This is a genomic window from Desulfofundulus thermocisternus DSM 10259 (assembly GCF_000686645.1).
In the GTDB taxonomy this organism is placed as follows: domain Bacteria; phylum Bacillota; class Desulfotomaculia; order Desulfotomaculales; family Desulfovirgulaceae; genus Desulfofundulus; species Desulfofundulus australicus.
The window spans coordinates 18,570-30,311 of sequence record NZ_JMLG01000026.1 but is presented as its reverse complement, the minus strand read 5'-3'; the positions used below and the strand labels follow the sequence as shown (position 1 = coordinate 30,311).

Annotated in this window: 11 protein-coding genes; 7 read left to right on the top strand and 4 right to left on the bottom strand. The window is 60.6% G+C overall.

What is annotated here, in order from left to right:
* The 3 genes from BR83_RS0112435 to BR83_RS0112425 all read right to left on the bottom strand — a co-directional run.
* Positions 1–513: hypothetical protein (locus tag BR83_RS0112435; protein ID WP_157833020.1), on the bottom strand; the 513-nt coding region annotated here is incomplete at its 3' end.
* Entirely contained in the window at positions 510–1,652 is a 1,143-nt protein-coding gene (locus BR83_RS0112430; protein WP_027357346.1) for an FIST signal transduction protein, read from the bottom strand. The genes BR83_RS0112430 and BR83_RS0112435, both read right to left, overlap by 4 nt.
* Before the next feature lie 154 nt (positions 1,653–1,806).
* Entirely contained in the window at positions 1,807–2,388 is a 582-nt protein-coding gene (locus BR83_RS0112425; protein WP_027357345.1) for a DJ-1/PfpI family protein, read from the bottom strand.
* A gap of 217 nt (positions 2,389–2,605) precedes the next feature.
* Here BR83_RS0112425 and ligD point away from each other — a divergent pair, with 217 nt between their 5' ends.
* Positions 2,606–3,520, top strand: a complete 915-nt coding sequence (ligD, locus tag BR83_RS0112420; RefSeq protein ID WP_027357344.1) for a non-homologous end-joining DNA ligase — start codon at positions 2,606–2,608, stop codon at positions 3,518–3,520.
* Here the strand turns inward: ligD and BR83_RS0112415 are convergent.
* On the bottom strand, positions 3,517–3,882 hold the full coding sequence (locus BR83_RS0112415; protein WP_027357343.1) for a hypothetical protein: 366 nt from the start codon (positions 3,880–3,882) through the stop codon (positions 3,517–3,519). The genes ligD and BR83_RS0112415 overlap by 4 nt on opposite strands.
* Before the next feature lie 149 nt (positions 3,883–4,031).
* Between BR83_RS0112415 and dprA the strand changes: the two genes are divergently transcribed.
* The 6 genes from dprA (at position 4,032) to hslU (ending at position 11,736) form a co-directional block, all read left to right on the top strand.
* On the top strand, positions 4,032–5,138 hold the full coding sequence (dprA, locus tag BR83_RS0112410; RefSeq protein WP_034635394.1) for a DNA-processing protein DprA: 1,107 nt from the start codon (positions 4,032–4,034) through the stop codon (positions 5,136–5,138).
* Positions 5,139–5,223: 85 nt separating this feature from the next.
* Positions 5,224–7,470 carry a type I DNA topoisomerase gene (topA, locus tag BR83_RS0112405; RefSeq protein ID WP_027357341.1) on the top strand — a complete coding sequence of 749 codons (2,247 nt, stop codon included), beginning with the start codon at positions 5,224–5,226 and terminating at the stop codon, positions 7,468–7,470.
* A complete protein-coding gene (gene trmFO / locus BR83_RS0112400) occupies positions 7,470–8,783 on the top strand; it encodes an FADH(2)-oxidizing methylenetetrahydrofolate--tRNA-(uracil(54)-C(5))-methyltransferase TrmFO (protein WP_027357340.1) in 1,314 nt (437 codons plus the stop codon). The genes topA and trmFO overlap by 1 nt, the downstream gene beginning before the upstream one ends.
* An 18-nt stretch (positions 8,784–8,801) precedes the next feature.
* The gene (xerC, locus tag BR83_RS0112395; RefSeq protein WP_027357339.1) at positions 8,802–9,704 is read left to right on the top strand and encodes a tyrosine recombinase XerC; all 903 of its coding nucleotides are present in this window, start codon (positions 8,802–8,804) and stop codon (positions 9,702–9,704) included.
* Positions 9,705–9,769: 65 nt separating this feature from the next.
* Complete coding sequence (hslV, locus tag BR83_RS0112390) at positions 9,770–10,300, top strand: ATP-dependent protease subunit HslV (protein WP_027357338.1); 531 nt, start codon at positions 9,770–9,772, stop codon at positions 10,298–10,300.
* A 29-nt stretch (positions 10,301–10,329) separates the two neighbouring features.
* Positions 10,330–11,736: an ATP-dependent protease ATPase subunit HslU gene (hslU, locus tag BR83_RS0112385; RefSeq protein ID WP_027357337.1), complete on the top strand. Its 1,407-nt coding sequence runs from the start codon at positions 10,330–10,332 to the stop codon at positions 11,734–11,736.
* The last annotated feature ends 6 nt before the right edge of the window (positions 11,737–11,742 follow it).

The following is an 11,742-nucleotide window of genomic DNA, read 5'->3' as shown; positions in this document are numbered from 1 at the left end:
GAGGATTTTCTGCACTTCCCGGTTGTAGTGTAAAATCCTTCCCTCCCGGTCAAAGGATAGGGCACCCACCATGGGCATGTTTTCGAAAACCAGCCGGAAGCGCTCTTTCAGCTTTCTGGTTTTCCTCTCCCAGATGTGGAGCTGCAGAATATTTGCCAGCCGCCCGGAAAACACGTCCAGCAGGCGGCGTTCGTTCTCCAGGAAATCTTCGTTTCTTTCCAGGTAAAGATTCCCCAGGGGAGGGCTCCCCAGTTCCTTAAGATAAACCCTCCCCGGATTCCGGTTCTGCCCGGGCCGTTCCTTGAGAACGTTTACTTTGTTCCGGCCGAAGCCCCAGGTATAGCAGGTGGACTGCCCTGTGTCGTCGTGGAGGACAAGGGCTGCCCGCTGGACCCCGAAAAGCCGCACCGCTTTTTCTATTACTTCATCGAAAAGGTCTGCTTCTGAACCGGGCCAGGCAAGCGAGGAAACCTCGTACAGAAAGGCCAGCTCCAGCGCGCCGGGGTTCATCACAAAGACGTCCCTCCCATGGCGATGAGGAAAGTTTTGTTGTAAAAGAGTGGGGGGCCGCTGGAGCAACTGCCCACTTCCCCAAAAGTCAGAAAACCCGCCACCGGCAACCCGCCCAGTGTATTCCGGATCGCTTCCAGTTCCCGGTCCGCATGTTCTCCCATTAACAGAGAGCGGGATACGCAGTTGAAGATCAGGGCGAACCCGGGAAATTTCACTGCATTCCTGGCCTGCACTGTTGCCTCGAGGGCCGCCCGGATAAGGCTTTCGGGACTGGTGTAGCGCATGAGGTAGGCCACGGCACGGTAAGGGACTTCTGTGACAAATTCAATCGAACCGTTTGCACCCAGTTTGAAGGGATCGCGGATAATGAATCTTCCGCTCAGATCCGGTACCCCCAGCGGGTGGCGGACGGCGCAGTCGGGAAACTCTTCGCCCGTTATCCCCCCGAGCCGGCGCGAGTAGACCCGAAAGGCCGGCTGCTCGTCAATTTCAAAGACAACCTTGCCCTTTGTCCTGGTGATGAGCAGCGGAGGGCCGAAAGGTTCCCAGCCGTGACCGATGCCGGTAGCAAAGGAACAGCCGGCAACCAGGGCTGCCGCTACCGCGCCGCTGGCCACGCCGGTTTCGGTCATCTGGTAGGTCCTGAAAAAGCGCATATTATCTCCGGTTCCCCCGCCTGCATATGTAAACCGGGGGCCCAGTACGTCGTAAATACCGCGCAGCATGCGCGCAATGTTGCCCGCCAGGCCATCGGGAAACACAAATACAGTACCTTCTTCCAGAGTCTGTCCGCTTAATAGTCTCTCGGCCAGTTCCCTGCCCGTTTCGTCAGCCCGTTCGTTTAGCATTTCCACCAGGGCCGTCCTGGCCGTGATCCCTTCACCGGCGAGCGTCACCACTTCCACACCGTGTTTTTTGATCCCTTCTGCCGTGATGATTCCTGCTCCGGACGCGCCGACCAGTTTTGGGGTTCCCGTTTCGGCCACCACTGTTTCGAGGATTTCTTCCTGATTGTACCCTTCGGTGGTAAACAGAAATGTGATGGCGGGCGGTCCCGATCGGGCCACGGCGAACCGTGCCGCCTTCCTTGCGGCTTCCCGGGAGTCCGGATGTAAACTGTACCCCACACCCACCTTCATGCGCACAGGACTCCTCTCTTCTCCGGTTCGGCAGCTTAGTAACAATTTGTTCAATAACAATATGGAAATTTTCTGCAAGGATTTGAAAAAACCTCTTTAAATTGATACAAAAAGAGAAGTCCCCTTGTCAGCAGGACTCCTCTTTACTAACTTCTTACGGTTCGATCCTTGTACCCAGGAGTTTGAGGAATTTTGCAAGCCACTCAGGGTGTGCAGGCCAGGCTGGTGCGGTAACCAGGTTATTTTCAACGTGAGCGCTGTTTACTTCTACATCCACCCATTTGCCTCCTGCATTTTCCACTTCAGGTTTTACCGCCGGGTAGGCCGTGCAGCTTTTCCCGTGGAGTACACCTGCTGCCGCCAGTACCTGTATACCGTGGCAAATGGCGGCGATGGGCTTGTTTGCTCCGGCAAAGTGCCGTACTATTTCCAGCACCGCGGGATTCAGTCGGATATACTCCGGCGCACGCCCGCCGGGTATCACCAGGGCGTCGTAATTTTCCGCCTTCACTTCGTCAAAAGAAGCATTAAGGGTGAAGTTATGACCGGGCTTTTCGCTGTAGGTTTGGTCCCCCTCGAAGTCGTGTACGGCTGTGCGTACTTTCTCCCCGGCCTTCTTTCCGGGACAGACCGCGTGAACGGTGTGTCCGACCATCTGTAGCGCCTGAAACGGCACCATTGCTTCGTAGTCCTCCACGTAATCGCCGACAAGCATCAGAATTTTTTTGGCACCCATGTCTTATTGACCGCCTCCTTTTATTAGCATTAACTGCCTTTTAAGACCATTCGTCAGGCAGGTTTATTTTTCCTTCCCCTGACAGTGGTTTAATCTGGGCAGGAAGCCGGGTGACGTCCTCCCCTCAATAAATTGAGGGGAGGACGTCACTTCCTGGCGGACATTTTTGTTTGGTGACGGGGTATCCCGGCGCATAATATGGTGAGGGGGTAAAAAAATGGACCGGTGGGTAAAAGATATTTCCGGAAAGTCCCTTTTTTTGACCAACCTGGACAAGCTGTTCTGGCCGCAGGAGGGGCTGACCAAGGCCCACTTGATCAAATATTACAGCGATATCGCCCCCTTTTTGCTGCCGTATATCCACAACCGGCCCCTGGTTTTGAAGCGCTACCCCGACGGGATAGAGGGGGAGGCTTTTTACCAGAAGGAGTGCCCGGATTATGCCCCCGGCTGGGTGGAAACTTTCCCCGTGCACCACGCGGAAAGGGTGATCAACTATATCATCTGCAATGATCTGGCCACCCTGCTCTGGCTGGCCAACCAGGCCTGCATCGAGGTCCACGCCTGGCTTTCCACCCGGGATAACATTGAGTGCCCCGATCTTGCCGTCATGGACCTGGATCCGGCGGAAGGGGCGACCTTCCGGGATGTGCTGCAGGTGGCCCTGCTGGTGCACCGGGCCCTGGCCGGGTTCGGCCTGCAGGCTTTTGTCAAGACCTCCGGGGCCAGGGGCCTGCACCTGTTCATCCCCCTCCGGCCGGTTTACCCCTTCCCGCATGTCACCCGGGCCATGGAGTATATCGCCCGGCTGGTCCATGAGGCCTGCCCGGCCCGGACCACCCTGGAACGGGCGGTGCCCAGGAGAAAGGGCAGGGTCTACCTGGATTACCTGCAGAACGGGCGCGGCAAAACCATGGCCTTCCCGTACAGCCTGCGCCCCCTGCCCGGGGCTCCCGTTTCCACCCCCCTGAGCTGGGATGAGGTCCGCAGCCTGGAGGTGGACCCGGCGGATTTCAACATGAACACCATCTTTGAGCGTTTGAAGGAAACGGGGGACCTGTTCCGGGATCTCCTGGTGCTGGAGCAGGACCTGGACGGTATTTTAAAGGTGGCGGCCGGGGCGGCGGGTTAAGGCCGGGGACGGAAGGTCAGGCTGTAGCCCTCCTTTTCCCCGGGTTGATCCGGCGGGTCCGGTGGGCCCGCCGGGTCTTCCTTGCCCACCGGGCAACTGTGGGTTATCCCCACGTTCAGCGCCCCTCCCAGCTGGTCCACATTGATGCTTTCCAGGTTGATGTTGAACTGTTCAACTTCCATGCGGTCGACGTGGAATTTATCAATATGCCAGCAGCGGGCTTCCAGCAGTTCCCTGAGCAGAAGGACCTCTTTTTTCAACTGCTCCACGTCCTGCCGGAGGAGCAGAAGGGCATCCCGGGAATCACGGCCCCGGAACCTTTTCCTGAACAGGGCGGTCAGCTTATTTATGAGGTTGCCCATCTTGCCATCTCCTTGCAGGCGTGGTATTTTGTTGCTATCGCGGCGGTTGATCCTGGTAGTATATATTCACGGGTAGAACAAAATTTCCCATTGGGGCAGGAATTTACCCGCCGCTTCCCGAATGCCTTTTTCAACCAGGGGTGAAACTGTTGGAAAGGAAAATATACTGGCTGGGCTGGCAGTACCTTCTGCCGGGCGGCGCCAGGTACGTCTGGAGCCTGGTGAAGAAATTCGGGTCCCCCGGGGCGGCCTGGGCGGCCTCCGGGGAGGAACTGGTCACCCGGGGCGGTCTCGAGCCGGGGATGGCCGGCAGCCTGGTGCACCGCCGCGCGGAACTGAACCTGCGGGAAGAGCTGGCCCGGCTGCAGGAACAGGATATAAAATACGTCACCATCGAGGATGGGGAGTATCCCCGCCTGCTGCGGAATATTTTTGATCCCCCGCCCGCCCTTTTTGTCCGGGGCAGCCTGTCCCGGCTGGGGGAACAGGCGGTGGCCGTGGTGGGGTCCCGCCGGCCCACCCCTTACGGCCTGGCCGTGGCCGAAAAACTGGGTGAGGAGCTGGCCCGGGCGGGGCTGGCCGTGGTAAGCGGCATGGCGCGGGGAATTGATAGCGCCGCCCACCGGGGGGCCCTGGCGGCCGGGGGGATGACGGTGGCCGTGCTGGGGTGCGGTGTGGATGTGGTTTACCCCCGGGAAAACAGGCGGTTGATGGAGGAGATTATCCGCTCCGGGGCGGTGGTCAGCGAGTTCCCTCCCGGTTCCCCTCCCGAGGCCTGGCATTTTCCCGTGCGCAACCGGATCATCAGCGGCCTGTCCCGGGCCACGGTGGTGGTGGAAGCCGCGGAAAAAAGCGGTGCCCTCATTACCGCCGACCTGGCCCTGGAGCAGGGGCGGGAGGTTATGGCCGTTCCCGGCCCGGTAACCAGCCCCCAGAGCCGCGGCCCCAACCAGTTAATCAAGCAGGGTGCCCGGCTGGTGGAGGGCGCGGAAGATATCCTGGAGGAGCTGGGGATGACCTGCCTTTTCCCTGCCGGAGAGCGGCAGTCGCCGGCCCTTCCCCGGCTTACCGCCGACGAGGAAGCCGTTTACGGGACGCTCTCCACGGAGCCCCTGCCGGTGGATGTGGTGGTGGAAAAAACGGGGCTGGCTGTGCAGCAGGTGCTTTCCGCGCTCATGTTTCTGGAAGTCAAGGGTCTGGTAAGGCAGTTTCCCGGGCGGCTTTACGCCAGGAGCGGGAGGTCCTTGCGGTTCTAAAGCCGGTAATAATTCATACATTTTTAAAAAAGATGCGCGCGGTTAATATATATGGTTAAATCGAAAAAAAAGAAGGTGGACGTCTTTGTCCAAAACGCTGGTTATTGTGGAATCACCTGCCAAGGCCAAAAGCATTGGCAAATTACTGGGTAAAAAATATACCATTAAAGCTTCCATGGGGCACGTGCGGGATCTGCCCAAGAGCCAGTTCGGGGTGGACGTGGAGCACGGCTTTACGCCCAAGTACATCACCATCAGGGGCAAGGGGGAGATCATTAAGGAGCTCAGGGCCGCGGTCAAGAAGGCCGACCGGGTGCTGCTGGCCTCCGACCCCGACCGGGAGGGGGAGGCCATTGCCTGGCACCTGGCCAGCGTGCTGGAAATCGACGAAAATTCTCCCTGCCGCATTGAGTTTAATGAGATCACCAGGCAGGCCGTGCAGAATGCCGTCAAGGAACCCCGACCCATCGACTACAACCGGGTTCATGCCCAGCAGGCCCGCCGGGTACTGGACAGGCTGGTGGGCTACATGCTCAGCCCCCTCCTGTGGCGCAAGGTGAAGAAAGGCCTTTCCGCCGGGCGGGTGCAGTCGGTGGCGGTGCGGCTGATCTGCGACCGGGAAGAGGAGATTACCGCCTTTGTCCCGGAAGAATACTGGACCCTGACGGCCGTCTTCACCCGCCGGGGTAAGGATCCCTTTGAGGCCAGGCTCTACAAGGCCGGGGATAAAAAGGTTGAGATTAAGACCCGGGACCAGGTGGAGGAAATTTTAAAGGAGCTGCGGGGGGTTTCCTACCGGGTGGTCAGGATTACCCGCCGGGAGAAGAAACGCCAGCCCCCCCTGCCCTTTACCACCAGCAGCCTGCAGCAGGAGGCCTACCGCAAGCTCAATTTCACGGCCCGCAAGACCATGATGGTGGCCCAGCAGCTGTATGAAGGGCTGGAGCTGGGCCCGGAGGGCCCCGTGGGCCTGGTGACCTATATCCGTACCGACTCCACCCGGGTGGCCGCGCAGGCCGTGGAGGATGCCCGGAATTACATCCGGGGGAAGTTCGGCCCGGAATATGTCCCGGAGAAGCCCCGCCAGGTGGCGGCCCGGGGGAGGATCCAGGATGCCCACGAGGCCATCCGGCCCACCTCCGTGGAGCGGGAGCCCGAGGCCGTTAAAGAGTACCTCACGCCGGACCAGTACAAGCTTTACAAATTGATCTGGTCCCGCTTCGTGGCCAGCCAGATGAGCCCGGCCGTCGTTGAAACCACCAGCGTTGATATTGGCGGGGGACGCTATATTTTCCGGGCTTCCGGGTCGGTGGTCACGTTCCCCGGGTTCACCCGGGTATATGAGGAGTCCCGGGATGATGAGGCCAGGGAAGAGGAAGGGGTTCTGCCCGCCCTTTCCGAGGGGGAGGCTCTGGAGGCGGAGTCCCTGACGCCCAAACAGCACTTCACCCAGCCCCCTCCCCGCTATACCGATGCCACCCTGGTCAAGGCGCTGGAGGAAAAGGGGATTGGCCGCCCCAGCACCTACGCTCCCATCCTGGAGACCATTATCAGGCGGGGGTACGTGGTGCGGGAGAAGAAACAGCTGGTTCCCACCGAACTGGGGATGGTGGTGGTGGACCTTTTGAAGAGGCACTTCCCCGACATCATCGATGTGGAATTCACCGCCCAGATGGAGGAGAGCCTGGACCGGATAGAGGAGGGGGAGATGGACTGGGTGCAGGTGGTCCGGGACTTTTACGGTCCTTTTCAGGAAACCCTGGCCCGGGCCGAGGAGGAAATCGGCCGGGTGGCCGTGGCCGACGAGGTCAGCGAGGAAGTGTGCGAGCAGTGCGGCCGGAACATGGTCATCAAGACGGGCCGCTACGGGAAGTTCCTGGCCTGCCCCGGTTTTCCCGAGTGCCGGAACACCCGGCCCCTTTTAGAGACCACCGGGGTACCCTGCCCCCGGTGCAAAAAGGGCGAGCTGGTGGTGCGGCGTAGCAAGAAAGGCCGCCGGTTTTTCGGCTGCAGCCGCTACCCGGAGTGCGATTTCATGGTCTGGGATGAGCCCGCCGGTGAAAACTGCCCCCGCTGCGGGGATATGCTGGTGGTGAAGAGGGGCCGGGGTGAGCGGGAGGTACTGGAATGCATCAATGAACAGTGCCGGTACCGGGTCACCAGGGAAAAGGCGGGCTCCAACGGTGAAGCTGCCCGGGATGTGGCGGTCGGGAGCGAGCCGGCGGAAGAAAAGGAGCCTTCCTTTAAGCCCTGGGACGGCGACACGTTATCAATTATGGCGGGAAAAGAGTCCGGCCCCGCGGCAACCGGAGAAACTGGAGGAAGAAGCTGATGGTCGAAGCAGTTACGGTTATAGGCGCCGGGCTGGCCGGCGCGGAAGCAGCCTGGCAGCTGGCCCGGCGGGGCGTGCCCGTGATTCTCTACGAGATGCGCCCCCATAAATTCACGCCGGCCCACCATACGGGCTTTTTTGCCGAGCTGGTGTGCAGCAATTCCCTCAGGGCGGCCGCCCTGGAAAACGCCGTGGGCCTGCTGAAGGAAGAAATGCGCCTCCTGGGTTCCCTGATCATGGCCTGCGCCGACAGGCACAGGGTGCCGGCCGGCGGTGCCCTGGCCGTAGACCGGGAGGGTTTCGCCCGGGCGGTTACGGAGGCGCTGGAGGGCCACCCCCTGGTGGAGGTCCGCCGGGAAGAGGTCACCGCCCTCCCCGGGGAGGGGATAGTGGTGCTGGCCACCGGCCCCCTGACCTCGGAGGCCATGTCCAGGTCCCTGCGGGAATTGACGGGGGAGGACTACCTTTACTTTTACGATGCGGTGGCGCCCATTGTCACCCGGGAATCGATCAATTTCGATAAGGTGTTCCTGTCCTCCCGGTACAACAAGGGGGAGGGGGAATACATCAACTGCCCCATGAACAAAGAGGAATACGAGCGTTTCCAGGAGGCCCTGGCCACCGCCGAAAGGGCCTCCCGCAAGGAATTTGAGAAGGAAGTCAATTTTGAGGGCTGCCTGCCCATCGAAGTCCTGGCCCGGCGGGGGAAGGACGCCATGCGTTACGGGCCCCTCAAGCCCGTGGGTCTGGTGGACCCCCGCACGGGAAAGCAGCCCTACGCGGTGGTCCAGCTGCGCCAGGATAATGCCGCCGGCACGCTGTACAACCTGGTGGGTTTCCAGACCCACCTCAAGTGGGACGAGCAGAAAAGGGTTTTCCGCATGATCCCGGGTCTGGAAGAGGCGGAGTTCGTGCGTTTCGGGGTCATGCACCGGAACACCTACGTCAACTCGCCGGTTTTGCTCGCGCCCACCTTCGAGTGCAAAAAGAGGGCCGGGCTGTTCCTGGCCGGGCAGATGACCGGGGTGGAGGGTTATGTGGAGTCGGCTGCTTCCGGCCTGATGGCCGGGGTCAATGCCGCCCGGCTTTACCGGGGCCTGCGGCCCGTGGTCTTCCCCCGGGAAACGGCCCACGGTTCCCTGGCCCATTATATCACCAGCGCGGACCCGAAGCATTTTCAGCCCATGAACGTCAACTTCGGCCTGTTTCCTCCCCTGGAGGAACACATCCGGGACCGGCGGCGGCGCAACCTGGCCCTGGCCGGGCGGGCGCTTAAGACACTGGAAAGGTGGAAGCGGGAAGAAGGTATTTAAAGGCGGGAGGGAGATGTTTTGTACCCCTACATAGATGGTTTCCTTTATTACCTGCAGCTGGAGAAGAATGTTTCTCCCCATACCCTGGACAACTACCAGCGGGACCTCTTCCAGGGGCTGGATTTCTTCTCCCGCCTCCTGGGGAAGCCCGATCACCGGCTCCTGCCCGGCGATATCAGCCGCCAGCACCTGCGGGCCTTTGCGGCCCACCTGCAGTCCTGCGGGTTTGCCCGGGCCACCGTTGCCCGCAAGCTGGCCACCTGGCGCTCTTTCTTCCGTTATCTAACCCGTGAGGAAGTGCTGCCGGCCAGCCCGGCGGCCAGCCTGTCCTCCCCGAAAATCGAGCGCAGGCTGCCCCGCTTTCTCTTTGCCGACGAGTGCCGGGTCCTGGTGGAGGCGCCGCCGGTGGACACCCCCCTGGGCCTGCGGGACCGGGCGCTGCTGGAGACCCTTTATGCCAGCGGCATGCGGGTGGGGGAGCTGGTGGCCCTGAACCTGGGCGACCTGGATCTGGGGCGTGCGTTCATCAGGGTGGCCGGCAAGGGGGCCCGGGAGCGGCTGCTGCCCATCGGCGCCTGTGCCGTACAGGCCCTGGAAAATTACCTTGAAAAGGGCCGCCCGGCCCTGGTGTCCGCGGGTTCCGGGGAGGCCCTTTTCCTCAATTACCGCGGCCGGAGGCTCTCGGCGCGGGGAGTGAGGAAGATTATCGATAAATATGTGCGCCAGGTATCCCTGGACCGGCGGGTGAGCCCCCACATGCTGCGCCATTCCTTTGCCACCCACCTCCTGGATAACGGGGCCGACCTGCGGGCCGTGCAGGAACTGCTGGGGCACGTGAGCCTGTCCACCACCCAGATCTACACCCATGTTACCAGGGAGCGTTTAAAGGAAGTTTACCGCCGCGCCCATCCCAGGGCCTGACGGTTGCATTTTGCAGGCGGGAAGTATACAATATTATGTTGATGCCCGGGGAAGGAAGGTAGCTTATGTTTCATGGTACGACCATTATCGCGGTACGCAGGGACGGCCGGGTGGCCATGGCCGGGGACGGCCAGGTGACCTTCGGCCAGCACACCATCATGAAGCACCAGGCGAAGAAGATCCGCCGGTTATATAAAGACCGGGTCATTGCCGGTTTTGCCGGTTCCGTGGCCGATGCTTTCACCCTGTTCGAGAAATTTGAAGGCAAGCTGGAAGCCCATTCCGGGCAGCTCCAGCGTGCCGCCGTGGAACTGGCCAAAGAATGGCGTATGGATAAGTTCTTACGCCGCCTGGAAGCCCTGCTGGTGGTTGCCGACCGGCAGCACCTGCTGGTGCTTTCCGGAGGCGGGGAGGTCATCGAGCCCGATGACGGCATTGCCGCCATCGGGTCGGGAGGCCCTTACGCCCTGGCCGCGGCCAGGGCCCTGGTCAGGCACACGGACCTCCCGGCCGGGGAAATCGCCCGGGAGGCCCTGATGATTGCCGCGGGGATCTGCGTTTACACCAACGACAGGATTACTGTGGAGGAGCTGTAATCCTATTCTTTTTTAAGGAGAGAAACGGGATGGAAGACCTTACTCCGCGCCAGATTGTAGCCGAGCTGGACAAATATGTGGTCGGGCAAAAGGAGGCCAAGAGGGCGGTGGCCATCGCCCTGCGCAACCGCTACCGCCGCAGCCGCCTGCCCAAAGAGCTGCGGGACGAAGTGGTGCCCAAGAACATCCTGATGATCGGCCCCACCGGGGTGGGGAAGACGGAGATTGCCCGCCGTCTGGCCAGGCTGGTGAAGGCTCCCTTTATCAAGGTGGAGGCCACCAAGTTCACGGAAGTGGGCTATGTGGGCCGCGATGTGGAAAGCATGGTGCGCGACCTGGTGGAAACGTCCATCCGCATGGTGCGCCAGGAAAAGATGGAAAAGGTGATGGACAGGGCCACCAGGATGGCTGAGGAGCGGATCATTGAACTGCTTGCCCCCATGCCCCGCCAGGAAACGCCCCGCAATCCCCTGGAGGCTCTCTGGGGCACCGCCTTTGGCGGCGCCAGGCAGGGCGGGGAAGCGGATCCCATGCAGGAGAGCCGGATCAAGCGGGTGCAGTTTGAGCGGGAGACCCTGCGCCAGAAGCTGGCCCGGGGCGAGCTGGAGAACGAGTACCTGGAAATTGAGGTGGAGGATAATACCATCCCCACCCTGGAGGTGTTTACCGGCTCCGGGGTGGAGGAGCTGGGCATCAACATCCAGGATATCCTGGGGGGAATCTTCCCCAAAAAGAAGCGCAGGCGCAAGGTAACTGTGGCCGAAGCCCGGAAGATACTCACCCAGCAGGAAGCCCAGAAGCTGATCGATATGGACGAAGTGACTGCCGACGCCATCAAAAGGGCGGAGGAGCACGGCATCATCTTCCTGGACGAGATCGATAAGATTGCCAGCCGGGAAGGGGGAGCCGGCCCCGATGTTTCCCGGGGCGGGGTGCAGCGGGACATCCTGCCCATTGTAGAAGGGTCCACGGTGATGACCAAGTACGGCCCGGTGAAGACCGACCACATCCTTTTCATTGCTGCCGGGGCCTTCCACATGTCCAAACCCTCGGATCTCATCCCCGAGCTGCAGGGGCGCTTCCCCATTCGGGTGGAGCTGTCCAGCCTGACGGAAGAGGATTTTCTCCAGATCCTTACAGAGCCGGAAAACGCCTTAATCAAGCAATATACGGCGTTACTGGCCACTGAGGGCGTCAACATAAAATTTTCACAAGATTCTCTTGTCGAAATCGCGAAAATAGCTTATACTGTAAATGAGCAGACGGAGAACATAGGTGCCCGGCGGTTGCATACTATTATGGAAAAGCTACTGGAAGAGCTGTCCTTTGATGCACCGGAATTGCAGGGACAAACAATTACCATCGACCGGGATTACGTCCAGCAGAAGCTAGGCGACATAGTAAAGAACGAAGACCTGAGTCGCTACATCTTATAAGAAAGG